This is a genomic window from Agrobacterium sp. ICMP 6402, from assembly GCF_009498615.1.
Taxonomy (GTDB): Bacteria; Pseudomonadota; Alphaproteobacteria; order Rhizobiales; family Rhizobiaceae; genus Agrobacterium; species Agrobacterium burrii.
Map to the genome: position 1 here is coordinate 215,749 of NZ_QSNV01000007.1, position 18,548 is coordinate 234,296.

12 protein-coding genes are annotated in these 18,548 nt (G+C 57.5%); 3 read left to right on the plus strand and 9 right to left on the minus strand.

The window, feature by feature from the left end:
• Nucleotides 1-151: 151 nt before the first annotated feature.
• Together DXT96_RS18940 and DXT96_RS18945 are read right to left on the minus strand one after the other, a co-directional pair.
• Nucleotides 152-550: a hypothetical protein gene (locus tag DXT96_RS18940; protein WP_153515951.1), complete on the minus strand. Its 399-nt coding sequence runs from the start codon at nt 548-550 to the stop codon at nt 152-154.
• Nucleotides 551-814: 264 nt separating this feature from the next.
• Nucleotides 815-1,228, minus strand: a complete 414-nt coding sequence (locus DXT96_RS18945) for a helix-turn-helix domain-containing protein (RefSeq protein WP_153515952.1) — start codon at nt 1,226-1,228, stop codon at nt 815-817.
• A gap of 23 nt (nt 1,229-1,251) precedes the next feature.
• Between DXT96_RS18945 and DXT96_RS18950 the strand changes: the two genes are divergently transcribed.
• Nucleotides 1,252-2,205, plus strand: coding sequence for an NmrA/HSCARG family protein (locus tag DXT96_RS18950; RefSeq protein WP_371418921.1), 954 nt, complete (start codon nt 1,252-1,254; stop codon nt 2,203-2,205).
• A 192-nt stretch (nt 2,206-2,397) separates the two neighbouring features.
• Here the strand turns inward: DXT96_RS18950 and DXT96_RS18955 are convergent, their stop codons facing one another.
• The 7 genes from DXT96_RS18955 to DXT96_RS18985 form a co-directional block, all read right to left on the minus strand.
• Nucleotides 2,398-4,347 (minus strand): MacB family efflux pump subunit, encoded by a 1,950-nt coding sequence (locus DXT96_RS18955; protein ID WP_153515953.1) that lies wholly within the window; start codon nt 4,345-4,347, stop codon nt 2,398-2,400.
• A gap of 8 nt (nt 4,348-4,355) precedes the next feature.
• Nucleotides 4,356-5,549 carry an efflux RND transporter periplasmic adaptor subunit gene (locus DXT96_RS18960; protein ID WP_153515954.1) on the minus strand — a complete coding sequence of 398 codons (1,194 nt, stop codon included), beginning with the start codon at nt 5,547-5,549 and terminating at the stop codon, nt 4,356-4,358.
• Nucleotides 5,550-5,796: 247 nt separating this feature from the next.
• On the minus strand, nt 5,797-7,146 hold the full coding sequence (locus tag DXT96_RS18965; protein ID WP_153515955.1) for a HAMP domain-containing sensor histidine kinase: 1,350 nt from the start codon (nt 7,144-7,146) through the stop codon (nt 5,797-5,799).
• 1 nt (nt 7,147) lies between these two features.
• On the minus strand, nt 7,148-7,822 hold the full coding sequence (locus tag DXT96_RS18970; RefSeq protein ID WP_153515956.1) for a response regulator transcription factor: 675 nt from the start codon (nt 7,820-7,822) through the stop codon (nt 7,148-7,150).
• A gap of 197 nt (nt 7,823-8,019) precedes the next feature.
• On the minus strand, nt 8,020-8,304 hold the full coding sequence (locus tag DXT96_RS18975; protein ID WP_149900712.1) for a YMGG-like glycine zipper-containing protein: 285 nt from the start codon (nt 8,302-8,304) through the stop codon (nt 8,020-8,022).
• Nucleotides 8,305-9,089: 785 nt separating this feature from the next.
• Entirely contained in the window at nt 9,090-9,842 is a 753-nt protein-coding gene (locus tag DXT96_RS18980) for a response regulator transcription factor (protein ID WP_153515957.1), read from the minus strand.
• 171 nt (nt 9,843-10,013) lie between these two features.
• The gene (locus tag DXT96_RS18985; protein ID WP_153515958.1) at nt 10,014-12,197 is read right to left on the minus strand and encodes a sensor histidine kinase; all 2,184 of its coding nucleotides are present in this window, start codon (nt 12,195-12,197) and stop codon (nt 10,014-10,016) included.
• A gap of 460 nt (nt 12,198-12,657) precedes the next feature.
• On the opposite strand from DXT96_RS18985, the gene DXT96_RS18990 reads away from it, so the two are divergent.
• Together DXT96_RS18990 and DXT96_RS18995 are read left to right on the plus strand one after the other, a co-directional pair.
• A complete protein-coding gene (locus DXT96_RS18990) occupies nt 12,658-15,525 on the plus strand; it encodes an IPT/TIG domain-containing protein (protein ID WP_194287682.1) in 2,868 nt (955 codons plus the stop codon).
• Between the two features lie 76 nt (nt 15,526-15,601).
• Nucleotides 15,602-18,499: an RICIN domain-containing protein gene (locus DXT96_RS18995; RefSeq protein WP_153515960.1), complete on the plus strand. Its 2,898-nt coding sequence runs from the start codon at nt 15,602-15,604 to the stop codon at nt 18,497-18,499.
• Nucleotides 18,500-18,548: the final 49 nt, after the last annotated feature.

Consider the following 18,548-nt stretch of genomic DNA (forward strand, 5'->3'; position numbering starts at 1 on the left):
TCGAGCAATGGCTCATACGAACTTCACAAACACATGACCGTATAGGCACGGAATGGAAACTCATTTTCGGTGACCGTTCATTTCAAAACGTGAAGTGGGTCCGGTGGGTACCTGCTAAATAATTAGACTAAAAACCGCTCGCAGCGATGCGTCAGATGGATTTGTCGAATAAATCTGCCTCACTTTGGGTAGTGAACGTGAAAGTGACCCGTTCACTGTCATCGTCCTGGCGGATGCCAATTGCAGTCACAATCAACCGAGCGATCTCATCTTTGGCTTCACTTCCCGACCGAGACGAATTCACCGCTTTCTCGATGGCCGGTGCGAATACTTCGCTGATTACACCGAGGCGCATATTGTGTTTCATGATGATATCCCGGTCTTCAATGATCGCTGCCTGTTCAGCTTCCGGGATTCCGGCATTGTCCATTGCAGTTATAGTGGCATTGGTCGCGAGCTTGATCGGACCCTCCTCAAGCCACCGATCAACCATCTGATGGAACTGGCGCATACGCACAGCGGGGATTATTTTCTCTACAGTGATCGACATCTGCGTTCCTTTGTCAGCTTCTATGCATACCGATACGCGCTCCCTAGATAAGGGCTTCGTAGGTGAGCCAAGAACTTGGCTGGCCTGAAATGACCAATTTTGCGGTCGGAATTGGACTGCCCGATTTTGGCGACCAAGGATGAAATAGCTGCTATGGAGCGCGGCGGGTCTCCATGGCAGCTTCTGACCCCAAAGCGGTCGTATCCAAGCGTTGCTACCCTGGACCGACATCTGACCTTCTCAGCCAATTCCGGGGATTTGGATTTACAACTCCCCCTGGTCGTAAGCGCGCCGGCGCGCCTTGATGGCGTTCAGATTGTCGTGGACCCAGAAGTTAAATCCCTCAAGGGCGCGCAAAGCTCCGTGGCCGATCTCTGTTAGCTCGTACTCAACACGTGGCGGCACTTCAGGGAAATAATGGCGTACAACGAATCCGTCACGCTCGAGATTGCGCAGGGTGAGCGTCAGCATGCGCTGGGTGATTTCGCCGACCTCTTTTCTCAAGGCTGAAAAGCGGAGCCGATGATCCGCAGCGAGCGAAAGACGCCAAAGAACCGGCACTGTCCATTTGTCACTCAGCAGGCCGCAGACCCCGTTTGACGGTATGGGTCTGAAGTGTCTGTCGTTTTCTGATCCGCGCGATGTGCCGGCATCGATCTGTTCATCCAAGGGTATCATCCTTGTGCCTGATGCTAAAGAATGTGCCGTCTTCCGGCAAGACTACATTCGTATATATAGACGGTCCTTGTTTAACGCGAGGGTTTCAAGTGACCAATAGCAAGCACCCCATTCTGGTTTTCGGCGCTACCGGAAGGCAGGGAGGATCTGTCGCCAAAGCCTTGTTGAAGGCGGGATGGCCTGTTCGCGCACTCGTTCAGGATTCCACCAAAGCTGCATCTCTGCAATTGCGGAATGCAGGCATCGAGCTTGTGCAGGGTTCATTCGAAGAGACCGATGTCATCCGCACCGCGATGAAAGGCGCTTACGGTGTCTTTAGCGTACTGCCAGCCAACCTGGCTGCCGAAGACGAAGTCCGTCATGGTATATCGATTGCGGATATCGCTGCCGAAACCGGCATCAACCATTTTGTTTATTCGTCGGGCGCCAGCGTGGGGAACGAACTGACAGGCGTTCCGCGTTTCGACGCCAAGCCTCGTATCGAAGCCCATATTCGACAGCTCGACATGACTACGACCATCATCCGGCCGATGATTTTCATGGAAATGCTGGTGCGACCCGGTTTCGGTCTGGATGAGGGCCGGTTGATATCCCTGATCCGGCCGGACCATTCCATTCAGCTCACAGCCGTGGAAGACATCGGCAGATTTGTTGCTGCCGTGTTTGCCGATAAGTCCCGCTTTGGCGGCACAACGTTTAAGGTCGCGAGCGACCGCCTGACCGGGCGTGAACTTGAGGTCGCCTTCAGCGAAGCAGCCGGCCGGCCGGTAACCTATGAACGGTTTCCGGACGATGTTCTGGCTGCAAACGCTGATCTCGCGCATATGGCGGAGAGCCTGATAGACGGGCCGCTCGCCGAGCAGGTCGATCTGAAACTCATGCGCGAAATCAACCCCGACCTGTTGACTTTCGCGTCCTGGCTTGCTGGCAACGGGCGCAGGTCGCTGGATGCAGTCTTGTCGGCATCAGTTTCATGACACTACTCGAGGCTCAATAATAACAACCGGGACGTAACGGCGACAGGATTGTCAGGCAGCTTTCGACCATTGCCGCCGTCACCTCCTCGTAGCGGCATGCCGCGCAGTCCACCCTTTGCGATCAAGTTATACTCCCTGTCCAAGTTGGACACGGATATCGTTGCTCGCAACCGAGCAGACGTTCGCGGGTCATCAGTCACGTGCCAAGGCTTCGATCGGGTCCAGCTTTGCCGCATTGCGGGCGGGAAGGAAGCCGAAGACTATTCCGATCAGGGTCGAGCAGGTGAAGGCCACCATGATGGAGCCCGAAGAGAAGATCATTTTGAAATCGGGGCTCAGCAAATTGAAAAGAGCGCTGATCCCGAGGGCGAGCATCACTCCCATGAAGCCGCCGACAAGGCAGACCATGATGGCCTCGATCAGGAACTGGGAGAGGATGTCGCTGCGGCGAGCGCCAACAGCCACACGAACCCCGATCTCCTTGGTGCGTTCAGTCACGGACACCAGCATGATATTCATCACACCGATGCCGCCGACAATCAGCGAGATCACGGCGACTGACGAAATCAGCAACGTCAGGGTTTGCGTGGTGGTCTCGATAGTCTCGCGAATGGTCGCCGAGTTGGTGAGGAAGAAGTCTTTCGCGCCATGCCGACGCTCGATAAGGCGCGAAACCGCGGCCTCGACATTGCCCGGATCGACATCGTCGCTGATACGGACCGTTATGCCGTCGACGTTCGGACGACCCAGCATGCGGCCCATGACCGTTGTGTAAGGCGCATAAACCGTCAATGTATCAACCGCCGGGCCGAAGGAGTTTTCCCGTTTCGTCACACCCACAACCCTCGCCGGCATTGTGCCCAGAAGGATGACCTGCCCCACCGGGTTTACCCGGTCTGGAAACAGGTCTCGCGCAGCGTTTGCATCGATCACCACATTCTGACTGTAGGCGGTAACGTCCTCTGCGTCGAACAATTGTCCATGCGCCAGCTCAAGGCCCCGTACACGAAAGAAGTCCGCGCCGACTCCGGAGACTGACGCATTGACGGCCACGGCGGCGCGCTTGACAGTTACGCTCGTCGCGACGGTTGGTGTCACGCTGTCGACATAGGGCTGGTTCACCAGCGCTTCGGCGTCGGCGGGAACCAGCGTCCGTATCCTGCCCGCTTCCAGATCGCCGAAGCCTTTACCGGCCCGCACCTCGATCGTGTTGGTGCCGAGCGAACTGATACTGCTCAGGATTTGTTGCTGCGAGCCGGCTCCCAGTGCCGAGATAGCCGCCACTGAGGCGATACCGATGATGATACCGAGCATGGTCAGAAGCGAGCGCATCTTGTGCGCCCATATTGCCGCGCCCGCCATACGAAAAGCTTCGGCCATCCGGTCAATTGCGCCACGCCAGCCAGCGCCCGGCGCGTGCTCGCGGATGGGACGGGCCGTCGCGGCGGATTTGGATATATTGCGCTCGTCGGAAATGATAACGCCGTCGCTGATCTCTACAACCCGATCCGCGTGTTCGGCGATCTTCTTGTCGTGAGTGACGAGGATGATGGTATGCCCTTCGGCATGAAGCTCCCGCAGGATCTTCATGACTTCGGCGCCACTGTGTGTATCCAGCGCTCCGGTTGGTTCGTCGGCCAGAATTATCTCGCCGCCATTCATCAGGGCGCGGGCGATCGACACCCGCTGCTGCTGGCCGCCCGAAAGCTTGCCCGGGATATTGCCCGTCCGCTCGGCGAGGCCCAGCCGGGTCAACAAGGAGATCGCTCGCTTGTGCCGGTCGGATCGGTTGCGTCCGGCATAGATGGCTGGCACCTCGACGTTGCTGGCCGCGCTGAGATCGCCAAGCAGATGATAGCGCTGGAAGATGAAACCAAACCGCTCACGGCGTAGCGCCGCCAGTTCGTCCACGGACATCTTCGACGTCTCGCGCCCTTCGATCCAGTAGCTGCCGGCCGTCGGACGATCGAGGCAGCCAAGGATATTCATCAGCGTCGACTTGCCGGAGCCCGAGGCGCCGATGATGGCCATCATCTCGCCGGCCTCTATGTCGATGTCGACGTCTTTCAGCACCCGCACCATCTCGTCGCCTGCGGGAAAAGCGCGGGATACCCCACGTACGCGGATCAGTGGTTCCGTCATAACGCGCCCTATCGCTTCGCCGCGGCCAGCTGAGCCTGGCCATCCGCGCGTTCGTCCGTGGATGCTCCCAGGACGATGGTCTCGCCTGCCTGAAGACCGATAAGGATCTGGATGTCCGCGCCGTTATCGATGCCGACCTGGACCTGCCGGATCTGGACCTCGCCCCCCGCGTCCAGTATGCGCACACGCGCCGTATCGCCGGCCCGGGGCGCCCCTTCCACTGCGCTGAGCGGGATAAGCACGGCGCCGCTGACGCGGCTCAAAACGATGGACACCTGCGCCGTCATGGAGGGCCGCAGGACCCCGTCCGCATTCGCCACGTCGATCAGCCCGGTGTAATAGACAGCGCCGTTGGTTGAGCCAATCCGGCTCGCGGCGGCGTTGCTCTCGTTGGCGATGGAGGCCGGGGCCGGTTCCACCTGTCGCAACTCCCCATCGAAACGACGCTTCGGATCGCCAAGAATGCTGAACCAGACCGGAAGGCCCCGCCGCACACGCACGACGTCAGCCTCAGAGATATCCGCGCGCACCGTCATTGTGTCCAATCGCGCGATCATGACGATGGTCGGCGCGGTCTGCAGGGCATTCACGGTTTGGCCCTCGTCAGTGACGATCGCAACCACAGTGCCGGCGATTGGGGCAGTGATGCGCGTGTAGTCCAGTTCTATACCCGCAGACTCCAGCGCGACCTGCGCTTGGGAGACCTGAGCGTCCAGCGATTGAACCTCAGCCCGCGCGGTGTCTCGCATCGCAACCGCGGCGTCATACTGGGCGCGCGGCGTGGAACCACCTGCCAGCAGGTCACGCTCGCGCTCGAAATCCTTCTCGGCTTTCACCAGACCGGCACTGCGCGCGGCGTGAACGGCGCGGATGTTGGCCAAAGCGGCCTCACGGTCCCGCAAGGTGTTGCGCCGGGTCTGGGAATCGATCTCGGCCACCAATTGGCCAGCCTCGACGATGTCACCGATCTTGACAGCCAGATGCTCAACGCGACCCGAGGCCTGGGCGCCGACACGCACCAGCTCGAGCGGCTCGAGAACCCCGGTCGCTAGCACCACCTCTTCAATGTCACCCGTTCGCGCCTGCGCGGTCACCAGTTCAAGCTTCGCCGGCGGACGCAGAAACAGGAGCCAGACGCCCAGCAGACCGACAAGGGTTGCCGCCGCCAGGATGAAACGCTTGCGGGTAATGTGTCGTGTCATTTAGTCGTGGCCCATGCTATTGAAATTTGCGGGCTTTCTCTGTCACGAGAGTTACCTGAAAATTACGGGGAGCCGTCGTGGCGCCTATCCGTTTAGTACGCGCTGTAAAATCAACCGATCGGCAAAGAGTGTTTGCAATGTGGATGGCGTGCCAGAGATTGCCCGCCAGACATCGAGCCATCGCGGCTATGCCCAGCCAACGCCGAAGGATGAAGATGCCTTGACCCGTTGGCGCAGACGGCGGGCCCTACCGCTGCTGGAAAACGCGCTTCTCGCGCCAGCGTACGGCAAATGTGCTGCCCTTGCCTGGAGCGGACGAAAGCTCAACATAGCCGCCGTGACGGGTGACAATCTCGTTGACCATGCTGAGCCCCAGCCCCGCACCTGAGCCGTGGGGGCTGACACGGTAGAACGGCTCGAATATGCGCGACTGCTTATCGCCGGCAATTCCGCAGCCCTGATCGGCGACAGTCACGCTGCCGTCAGCCTCGATACTGACCGATATCTGTCCTCTTCCGCCTCCGTACTGGACTGCATTACGGACCAGATTGACGAATGCACGCTCCAGAGCTTCGGCATCCCCGGGAACGAACAGATTTTCCGCATCGCTATCGAACGAAATCTCGTAACCTTCGGCGATCGCCAGTGGAGCAAGGTCGGCAACCACCTTCGACACAACGCTGTTGAGATCGACGGGTGCATTCTGCTGGGGCTTCTGCCGGTACTTCTCGGTGTCGAGAAGCTGGTTCGCGATCGCTGTAAGTCGCTTGATGGCCGTCTGCAGGTGTGTCTTGTCCGCACCTGGTGAAAGCGTATCTATCCTCACCTGCAGGACAGCGATCGGCGTTCGAAGTTCATGGGCCGCGTTGACGAAGAAGCGCTCTGTCGCTTCGAAGCCACTATCGAGACGACGCAGCGCCCTGTTGATGTCGCGCACCAGGCGAAGCACCTCATTGGGCAAGCCACGCTCTTCCACCAGGGCGCCACGCGTGTCGAGATCGATCCTGTCAAGACGCGTGGTCAGATCGCTGAAGGACCGCAAAGCCAGGCGTGTGACGAACGGGACGCCAATGAGGGACATGGCGACGAGGATCAGCGCCGGCACGCCGATGGCAAGGTTCCCCAACAGCACGGTCACACCATATTGGGACATCGAGACACCGCCAGCAAAAATCGTTGCCTCACCGGCCTCTGTGTCGAAACGCTCCATGCGGGCGACACTCAGCGGATCGTTCAGGTCACCATGGAGCTCGACACTTCTGAACGCCCGCAGGAATGGCATGTTGTCGGCAATTTTCCCGGGAGGCGCGCCGTGTGCAAGGACAATATCTTTTCCAAGGTCTGCCACGAACCACAGGTCAGGCGCTTCCTCCATAATCTCTTTAAGCTCGGCCGTCGGCACCAGATGGACCCGGCCATTCGGCTCGAGACGGACCGAGTCTGCGATTTCTTGAGACAGCCAGATGGACGTGATCGCCACATCGGGCTTGAGGCCAGAAAGGAGATAGAAAACCAGGCTGAGCGAGGCGATGACCGCGCAGAGCTGCAGGACAATAAAACCAAAAGTGAAGCGCCAGCGAAGGGATGTGCTGGTCATCCTATTTCTGCTCATGAAGGTAGTAGCCTATGCCACGAATGTTTTTGATAACAATGTCGGCCTCCGCTTCGCCAAGCTTTCGGCGCAGGCGAGACATATTGGATTCCAGTGAGTTCGACTGGATCTCATCGTCAAAGGAATAGACCTGACCCTCAAGTGACGAGCGCAACACGGTACGCCCACGGTTTCTCAGAAGAGTTTCGATGATGAGCAGTTCCCTGCGGGTAAGCGCAAGCCGGACGCCGTTAACATGCACATCGCATGAAACACGATCATAGGTGACGTTTCCTGCCGACAGGACGAATGGGCCGGTTGTCGGCACCCGCCTCAGCACAGCGCTCATTCTGGCAATCAGCTCGGGAATTTCGAACGGCTTCGGCAAATAGTCATCGGCGCCGTCATTGAGGCCGGAAATTCGCTCGTCGGTCGACCTCAGAGCGGAGATGATGATCGATCGCGTATTTGAACCCGCGCGGCGCAAATCGGCGAGAAAGGTACTGCCATCGCCATCCGGCAGTTGCCGGTCGATAAGGACAATATCGTAATCCGCCATGGCGATTGCTTCCCGCGCCGTCACCAGATCTCCAACAGCGTCCAGCACGATGCCATGCTGCGAGAGGGCCGTCCTCAAGGCATCCGTCATTTCCGGATCATCTTCGATAAGCAGAAGTTTCATAGTGGCCTGATCGTGCAAGTCCCGGACAGCTGTCTCAGGAATTCTAACAGCAAATTATATGTGTGGTTCAGATAAACTCGACTGTCATGACCGACTGGCCGCCAAGTTGATCGGCGGTCCAGATGTTCGGCAACGGGGAACCGAAATCTGCCCGGTATCCATTTGGCCTTTAGCCCCCGTCGCCCAAGGCCAGTTTTTTATCGGCAGCGACCGTAGTTATCCCGATATCTGCAATCGTAGCTGCGCCGGTCCCGATGTTCCCAGCGATCGCGGCGGTTCCTGTCGTTTCGTTCACTAATGTTCCCAATGACAGCCCCTCCTGCGCCACCCGCGGCGGCTCCCACTGCAGCACCTTCCCACGTGCCGCTTGCCAGCCCGCCGATGATCGCGCCACTGGCCGCACCAATGCCGGCACCCTTTTCCGTCTGGCTGCACGCCGTCAGCGTCAAACAAACGAATACGCCTGAAATGATCTTTTTCATGTCTGTCCTTTCGATCCATCGCCGCTACGGTCGCCCGTCGACCGTTGAGACGCACCAAGGCGGAGACGTATGGCCAGCGAAAATTACGTGGAAGTTACGCAGAACCGTCGGTATCGACACCGGTCGAAAGCGCAAATTCGTGTAGGATGCGCGGCTTCGCAGATTTACTCTGCCTTGAGCTAGCACCGAACGACACTCGTCGCTTAGCCGTCTCCTCTCGCACGGGCATATGCGGCGGCATCGACAAGCTGCGCGTTATATAATTCGGCATTGGCACTTTCTGCATCTCGGAAGATTGCCGCTTACCAGCGACCATATTCGCTTATCCATCGGGCAAGCGGCGGCGTCAGCGCCTCCGGCCGCCCCCCGGCTTTGCACCTGTCGCTTTTTAAATTTTTGTTTTTTGCCGAGGATTTAGCACCGATGATCGTAGTGTTTTAGCGTACTGGATCGTAGTTTGGGCTATTGGGGGATATTATGGAGTAGGAATTGGTTGCGGGGCCCTGCTTTCATCTTTACTTGCGATCATCGAAACCACGCCATTCTTTGCTAAAATCGCTCACGAACGGCGGTAAAAGCGGCCTATTTCGTACAGTTGCGTAGTAGCGTCGACGCCGAGCCTGAGCGAACGGCCGCATTCTCACGGATAACTGCCAAACGACAGGTGGCATGGCATCTGGATACTAACTGGTACCTGGTGTGCCGGAAGCGGCATGTAGGCCAGTTCCAGCGCTCCATACTGCAAGCCGACCATAGTCACTCAAGGAATAGACGACCCACAGACCTCAACGCATAACGATCTCGCCGGAGAACTGGAAGCCTGCGGCATGGATCACATGTACCGGAAGTTCAAGTCCTGCCTCACGCGCCTTCACGCGCAAGCGCCGTAAAACAGCATCGAGGCTCCTGGTCGCCGGGGTCATTTCCCCGTAGCCCATGGCGCGCACAAGCTCTGCGCGAGATACGATACGGCCGCCCTCTTCAGCCAGTCTTGAAACCAGCTTCGCCTCTCGCCCGGATAGCCTGATCGCTATCCCTTGCGGGGACACGAGGCGCCGGGCTGCGCTATCAAAACGCCAGCCTGTGGCCGGCTCAACCGGTGGCTTCGAGGTTTCGCCTGTCTGCACGATGCGATCTGCGAGATTTTTGATGGCCAGAACGAGTTCATCACCATCAACGGGCTTGGTCAGGTATAAATTCGCGCCTTCGGCATAGCCCCGGAGCTTGTCATCCCTCAATGTCCTGGCCGTGAGGATGATAATGCCCAGATTTGTGTTTTCCGTTATATAGCGTGCGATCTCGAAGCCGCTTACATCCGGAAGATTGAGGTCGAGGATGGCAATATCGAAGTTTTCGGTGGCAAATGCCCGATCAAACTCCGCACCATTCGCGACTGCCGTTACCGCAAGCGCGTTGAGACGAAGAAAATCTGTCAGCCCTTGCCGCAAGTCGAAATCATCTTCAACAAGGATTACGCGAATAGGTTGATTTCCGCCCGATTGTCTTGAAGAAGGGCGTGGCGTCGGTTCTCTGATCATCTGCCTTACGTCTGGATGCCATGCAATGCAGCCCTGAAGCAAACTGCATGACTATCTTACCCGTTCCTCCTCCCGGTCGCAAACGCATGAAAATCACGGGCAGGATTCTGCAAACGGAAAATCCGGACCATGAGCACTATGTCCCGGTGACTAACCGTCCGCTCCGCAGGTTCACCCCGGAAGGGGCAGGGCGATCGTTGCCTCGGTTCCACCCCCGCCCCTGCCTGCGAGCACGAAGCGCCCTCCGTGCGCATCCGTAGCCCGCTTGACCAGAGACAATCCCATACCGGTCCCCTCGATATGCGCCGAATTGGCTCCGCGAACGGAGTTCCTGACGAGATCTTCGGGTTGCTGTCCGGCGATCCCGATGCCTTTGTCACGGATCCGCAGGTGCACCTCATCCCCCTCGCAAAATACGTCCAGCCAAACCATTGATGATCCTGCGGGGGCAGAAAACTTGAAGGCATTTTCGAGAAGATTGATGACTGCTAGCCTGAGCATTTCGCGATCAGCACGAATTCGCGCACGTTCAGCCTCGCTCGTCACCGTAACGTTGATAGTGGCACCGTGGAGAAGATCGTGTGCACCCGGAATGATGATACCGATCAGATCGGCAACGCTAGTTTCTGAAAATGCTGGTTGATAGGCTGGTCCCTGAAGCTTGCTGCGTGTCAGGTTGACTTCAAGCACCTCGACCAGCCGTGAAATGCCGACACGCGCCCGATCCAGTCTGGCGCGATTGGCGTCATCGTTCTTCGGAAGCGTGAGCCTCACGCTTTCAAGGTTCGTGCGGATGACGCCAAGAGGGGTCCTATACTGGTGCGAAATAACTTCCATGAACCGGACCTGCTGCTCCTGTGCCTTTAACTCGGCATGCAATGCGTGTTCCGCAACGCCTTTCGCTTCCTCAAGTTCGCGCGTCCGTTTCAGCACCAGATCATTGGCATGCTGCTCGGCAGCATTTGCCGCAAGAACTGCACGGCGATCCGCTTCCCTTGCCGCCGCCTCGGCATTACGAAGCCGCACGGCAAGCGAACCTGTCAGCAGGGTAAAATGGATGATGCTCGTTGCCGCGTAGGAACCGGCGACCCATACCGGCAAGGGGAGAACGCCGTAGCGCTGGCCATTGGTTGCCATCAACCCGGCCCACAGCAGGCCGAATGCCGCAAGGTTGAGGCCATGTTGAGCATCGCGGGAGCGGATAAAATCCAGAAACGCAACGGTCATGGCCATTGTGGTAAGTACAAGAATGACGGGCCCGGCCACCAGCACGAAATAGCGGTTCACCCCATACAGCACACAGAATATGCCCACCACGCCAACCAGTGCGGCAAACCGGAAATAGAGATCGATAAGCGGATAGCGGGGGCGCAGATCAAGAATTGCGGCAATCGAGAGAGCACCGGCGATCAGGCCAAACCACGATGAGGTGCTGGTGAGATAGTCATTGCCCAGTCCGCCTTCATTGAAGAACAGCAGCCTGGCCAGGCCGAGGCTTCCAAAATATGTCGAGCTGACAGCCAGAATATCCATGGCGAGAATGATGTAAAACTTTTTTCGATCAAAATAAAAGAAGAAGAACTGGATGACGAGCAATATGCCCATGCCCCCGAACCACATGCCACGAACGATATTCTGGATGATCGACCCATATTCGTAATGGGCGGGAGACAGTATTTCCGCTGAAACGTTGAGACTTGCGTCATGATTCCGGGCGCGCAGATATATGATCGTCGTCTGGCCCGGCTGCAATTCAAGGGTAAGTATGTTCGCCGATGTGTTTACATTGGCGCGTGAGCGCGGCGAATGATCACCCATCTCGTAGACATCAAAATCCGCAGCACTCATTCCGGCTTTTTGCACGCCAACATATGCCTCCAGCTCATCCGTAAAATTCGGCGTGAGCGACAGGAGGAGATTCTGCGGATGTTCCGCCTGCGGCGACAAGGCCAGCGCAAATCTCATCCAGGCGGAGGTCCGGACGAAACCGAGATTGATATCATGCCCGGCAATCGGCGCGAATAACGAGTGCTGCGCGAGCAGATCATCCAGTGTCGCCTCTGCATTCTCGACAAGTGCGACATCGATAAAGCCATCAAGAGACAGGGAGCCGGAAAATACGCCCGGCACTTCCCGAATGCGAATTTCCGAAGCGCCGTCGCCAGCGCTTGTGGCTGTGGCACCAAGGAACAACGCGATCAGCATGGCCAGAAAAAGCTTCAATATCGACATATGCCACACCCGGAAGGTCAATGGCCAGAATGGCCGCAACAGTCTGAACGAGCCGGTTCTTGTCCTCCGCCGCGCGCACACCACCCGTTCCCACTGGCTCCCGAAGGTAATGTTGTCAAGCATGAAGCCTGATTCCCGATAGCAGGAACCGGCGACCCGTCGAACCGGTCTTACGACCTGTCGATATTTAGGGCGATTGTGGCCACGCAGACACGCTTTCCGTTCCAAACCGTTTCAAACCGTTCCAATTGCGTTCTGTCCGGGCAGGGCGAAGCAAACTAAACATGTTCATTGCTGCAAAAGGCATACCTTCGGAAACGCATGCACGACGGAAAACTTTGAAATGATTGGTGTCAAGGCCACGGGATTTCTTGCAAGAAAACTAGTGCTCAGGAAATTTTTGCAAGCGTCACTAATCCGGAGGATCCTTCTTTCAACCTTAACGATGACGGGCCTTGCAGTAGCGGCATCTCCCGCTCTGGCGTTGTCGAACGCCTGTACGACCCTGAATAGCAATAGTGGCACCACATCCTATTCGGCAACATTCAATGCGGCGGATTTTGTGACCGGGGAAACGGTTACGGTGTCATTTACCGATAATGGCGGCGACCCAAAAACCGTCCCCGAGATCAACTCCGCCCAGATCAGGCTGAATAACCAGAATAGCAGCACCGTATTTTATCGGTATTCGAGCTATACAGGTTCTGCTGGACCCCATTTTGGCAGCCACAACTCCCTAAGCACCAACGGGCTATCGATCCAGATCAATTCCAGAACATTCCTGAGCGGGGTTACGATTGTTTGCTCGGCCCCTATCTCGGCCCCGAATGTTACCTCGATTTCGCCTGCATCCGGCACAACAGCGGGCGGAACGGCTGTTACCATTACGGGCACCAATCTGACCGGGGCCACTGCGGTCAGCATCGGTGGTGTAGCCGCAACCGGCGTTACGGTCGTGTCGGCAAGCTCGATTACCGCGACAACGCCCGCTCATGCGGCAGGTGCCGTGAATGTGGTGGTGACCACGCCTGATGGAACAGGCACACTCACCAACAGCTACACTTTTGTGGCACCGGCACCGCCGGTCGCCAATGCTGTTTCCGAGACTGTTGCTGCCAATTCGACCGGCAATGCCATTGCGCTGAACATTACAGGTGGTGTGGCAACTTCGGTTGCAATAGGTACCCAGGCAGCAAACGGTACAGCGAACGCTTCCGGCACGTCGATCACCTATACACCGACAGCAGGCTTTTTCGGCCCCGACAGCTTCACCTATACCGCGAGTAATGCCGATGGCACCTCGGCGGCGGCAACGGTCAACATCACCGTCCGCCCGCCCGTGCCGGTCCTCAGCGGTATCTCGCCCGCATCCGGCACAATCGCCGGCGGGACGGCAGTTACCATTACCGGCACCAACCTGACTGGAGCAACCGGAGTGAGCATCGGTGGCGTTCCAGCAACCGGTTTCACCATCAATGGTGCGACATCGATCAGCGCGACAACGCCAGCAAACAGGGCAGGTGCTGTGGATATCGTGGTTACCGCTCCGGGTGGCTCGGGCACATTGGCCAATGGCTTCACCTATCAGCCCGAAACACTCGTCATCTTACCGGCAAGCGGAAGATTGCCTGACGGAACGACTGCCAATGACTACCGTCAGACACTTTCTCTGAGGGGAGGCACCGCACCATTCACCTTCAGCGCCTCCGGATCCTTGCCGTCAGGTCTGGGCGTCGATCCTGCAACGGGCGAAATTTCCGGAAGGCCGACAGTCGCCGGAAGCTACAGCTTCACCATCACGGTAATCGATGCAAACAATGTTACAGGTTCTGCGAGCTACGCCGTCAGTATCGTCTCTCCTGTAACCACACTTGTGTTTACGCCAGGTGGCGGAGCCCTTGCGGACGCCATGGTCGGCGAGGAATATAGCCAGACTACCACAGCCACCGGTGGCACCGGTTCACTGGTCTACAGTCTCGCCTCCGGAACTCTGCCCAAGGGAATAGTGCTCAATATCTCCACCGGCGAACTGACCGGGCCCACCGCCGCCGATGCTGAAGAGAAGGATTATGCCTTCAGCATTCAGGCGCGTGACGGCAATGGCTCCACAGGAACAGCAAGCTATTCGCTGACCGTCCGGCCCCGAGCCGTGACTGTCACTGACAAGGTGGTCAATATCGATACCGGCTCCTCGCCTGTCGATGTTTATCTGAACCGCGGCGCGACAGGCGGCCCATTCGTGCAGGCCGAAACGACCTTCGTGGAGCCGTCAAATGCGGGAACTGCAACGATTATCCAGGGCCAGCTGGCCCAGAGCGGACCGGTTAACACGCCTGTTGGCTGGTATCTTCAATTCACGCCGAACCCGGCCTATTCGGGTCAAGCCCGTGTCGGTTTCAGGCTTACCAGCGCACTGGGTATCTCCAATACCGGCACAGTGGTCTATAATATCGCCTATGACGCCGGGCAGGTGGAATCGGATATCGACCAGCTCGTCCATAGCTTCATCCGCACCCGCCAGAGCATGATCGCTTCCACGATACATGTTCCCGGACTTCTCGAACGCCGGCAGATGAGCGAGGCAACCGGGCCAGTTACTGCCCGCATGACGCCATCGCAAAACGGCATGACCTTAGACTTCTCCACCAGTCTCGCCCGGATTCAATCGGCAAGGGACAAGGCCGACGGCCAGGCTGGCGGCTATAGCTCACCATTCAATATATGGATCGATGGCGCCTTTCTGGCTCACACCGATACTTCGGACAACGGCGGCAAGTGGGGCAGCTTCGGCATGCTCAATGCCGGCGCGGACTACCTTCTGACAGAGAAGATCTTGTTCGGGCTGTCTTTCCACTATGATTACATGACCGACCCGACAGACGAGGACGCAGAATTGAGCGGCAACGGCTGGCTCGCTGGCCCCTATGCCTCTTTCGAAATCGGCAAGGGCGTGTTCTGGAATGCCAGCCTGCGCTATGGCGGATCTGTTAACGACATCGATACGCAAATCTGGGACGGCGAGTTCAGAACCAGCCGCTGGATGGCCGATACCGCAATCGAAGGCCAGTGGGATATCGGTAGTGATACAATGCTGAAGCCGAAGTTCAGGGCAGTCTATTTCTCGGAAAAAGTCGAGGATTACACCGTAGGCAACGGCACTGGCGACACTGTTATCATCAATGGCTTCAACGAGGAGCAGTTTCGCGTCAGTCTCGGTGCCGAGATCACGCGCTCCTTCACTCTCGATAACGGCTCGATGCTCAGGCCGAATATCGGTGTGACGGGAGGCTTATCCGGCCTCGATGGTCCCGGGGCCTTCGGCGCCCTCAAGGCGGGGCTGGCACTTCAGACGCCGGACCTGTGGATGGTTGATGCCAGTTTGCTGTTCAACTTCGAAGGGGATGGCGACAGGTCAATCGGCGGACGGATCGGATTGAACGGGCAGTTTTAACAGCCGTACGTACGCCACCTGCACGGGACCGTGCAGGTGGCAACATATTTCAGCTTTAACATTTCAGGAATCAGTGATGCCAGGTCCACAGCCCGCCGAACCGGATGAAGACGAGATCGAGCAGAAATACGAGGCGCTGAACCAGCGGACCCGTATCCACTGTCTGCAAGAGGCGGAACTGGAAGTCACAGAGGCTGAAAGACAGCTGAAGGTCCGGGCGGCACAAGTGCAGAAAGAAGCGGCAGACGACCGTGCCGCGATCCTCTCCGCCGTGCGGACCTCGACACCCGACATCACGAGCAAGCTCGTGGAAAAAATGGACGAGATGTCCATTGCAAATCATGAGTTTACGGCGCGCGATAAAACCACGCTGATGAATCTGGCCAATCTCCAGATCAACGACAGTCAGGACTTTTTCGATCTGACGCCGGCTCAGAGGGAAGACCTGCTGGATCGCGTCGGATTCTATCGCGGTGTGGCAATCGATCAGCGTGCTTCGAACCAGGTTCAGGTCGGTTTCAGGGATGTGCTGAGGCGACCCGGAGCAGAAGCGCTCTCTGCGCAGCCCGCGAATATCGTCGTCGCCAAGCCATTGTATCGAAAGCCGGCATTTGCAGGATATTTCGAGAATTATTTCGCTTTTTCGGAAGAGGTGCATCAGAACCAGAAGAATGGCGTCACTAACCTGAAGTTCTCGCTGGCGGTGAGTGCCGGTGTGGCTGTACGGGGCGGCCTGGGCGTTGCAGTCTCTTCGTCACGGCAAAGCCAGGAGGGGGCTGGCGGCCTGCAGAAGCAGGTTTTCATAACCTCGAACTTCTTTTTGCCCCGGATCGAATTGTCATTCGATGATCGAAAGCCCTGTGCCAGCCAGGAATTCATCGATGCGTGCCGCGAAGTGATGGACGATTACCAGACCATCGAAGGCCGGTTTTCAGCACTCCGGAAAGTGCTCGACGCTTTCGGCCACTTCGCCCCGACAATGATCCTTGTTGGCGGTCGCCTTTTCGCCACCGAAACCAGAACATACGAAGGTGCGCAGACGACGAGCGACGTTACAAAACGTTTCGCAGCCTCTGTAAAAGCAAACCTGAAAACGGTCTCCGCCAATGTCGAGGCATCTGTCGAGGGCGAAGATTCCTCGCAGGATCAGGCGAGTGAAAACTCACGGAAAGAAAACCAGTCGGCCACATTTCACGCTATGGGCGGAGAAGGCGGTCTTGTCCAGTATGCCGGCGGCTGGATCCGTTCATTATCTGATTACCGCCGCTGGAGCGTTGTGCAGCGTGAGGATCTCGTACCGAGCATCAATCTTCTTCCTACCGACCTGAGAGATGCGTGCTGGTCTATCCTCGGCGAATTCGCTGCAAGGAGTACCAAACGTGATCTGCTATACAGGGAGAACGCAGCATTTATTTTCTACGGGGAATATGGGGATCGTCTGGGCAATCTGGCCGCTGAAACATGGTTCCTTGCCGAGAATGCCGCGCACCTTTGCGGACTGACTATCAGCCAAGTACCGCCGACTGACGGAGGCAGCATTGGCCTGGTGGAAATCATCCCGTCGGATACGCAAGCCTGGAGAATGAGTCCCGAGGGACATCTCATCGCGTTTGTTACTCGCCCGGCCGGCCTCAAGGGTCGTGGAGCGACAGCCGAATTTGCTATCAGTATAGGAGAGGCTGAAGCAGGCTCGAAGCAGGCCGAACTTCCGGTTCTGTTGAAGCAGGTGGGCATGGCCGAGCATCAGCAATGGGCATATTCCGGTGCGGGAACCTTTACCAGCACCACCATGAAAGGGAATTATGTACTCGCCGTCAACCAGGCAAAAAGGCTGGTTGCGCGGCCGCAAGCAAAAAGCGCCAACACAACGGAGATCTGGAACCTCACCGAGATCACACCTTCGCTCGATCTGAAGACATTTGCGCAACTGCCTTCGACAAAGCCCGATGGACTGTTCAAGCTGGGCTCCCGCGACAACAAGATGGTGTTGTCTGTTCAGGATGCAGAATGCGTCAGCAAAATAGCACCTGATATCGGTTCCCGCGTGGTCATGCTGCCTGATCTTGGCGGTGCGCACCAGGTATGGACCATGGGCGGCGATGGCGTGATCACCAGCCGTATCAAGGCAGTTGATGGCGATGTGGAGAGCGAGCTTCTGCTGACCGCCGATAGCAACGGGCAATTATGCGCAAGGACTAGGACCGCGAGCGAACGCCAGCGGTGGGCCTTGACGAGTGAAGGTTATCTGAAGCCCATCACCGAAACCTCGAAGGTTGCAACATCCGGCACGGCGAACAATATGCACGGACAGTCTTATCCGGTCAGCCTCGAGGAACAGGCCGACACCGACCGTCAGCGATGGTCTGCGGTTATGACTGCCGATGCAGGCAGATCATTCACGCAGGACTTTCCCCAAGAAACGAGCGTTTTTCCATACTCCATCTATTCCTTTTGCAGCCTTCCCATCCCGGTCAGGGGCAAGGTCAGGGGCCTGAGATTCAAGGCATATAACCGTGGCCGGACCCGAGATGGCTGGGGTTTGAAATGCGAACTCTATGTCCAGAGAACCGGTTCATCCACATGTCAATGGGTATATGAGGAGCGGGAGCCGGATGAGGCCGATCCAGAGCAGTCTGCCTATATCTGGAGCGACAAGGCACAAGGTAAATGCTTTATCCAGAACAGCCTGCTCTATCTGCCGTCCCATCCCATAAGCGAAATGCGTTTTGCCTTCGTCCCGGGAACCACGATACTAAGCCCGATGTACAGATATGACGGCCATGCCGAATGGATCGCCCCGATGAGTTCGCGCTCCGACACTCTGCGGGATGCAGACCAACTCGTCGTTGCGCAGAAGGGCGTCATCGCGGATGCGGCAAAAGATGTTATCGGCATAGGTTTCTATCGCGAGGAAAAAGTCAATTTCCTCGCACCCCGGATTCTTCTTGCAGACCGGATCCCGTCCGATCGCTGATGCGTGAGAAGGAGCATTGCGCACTATGTAACCCGGGCATGTGTCCGGG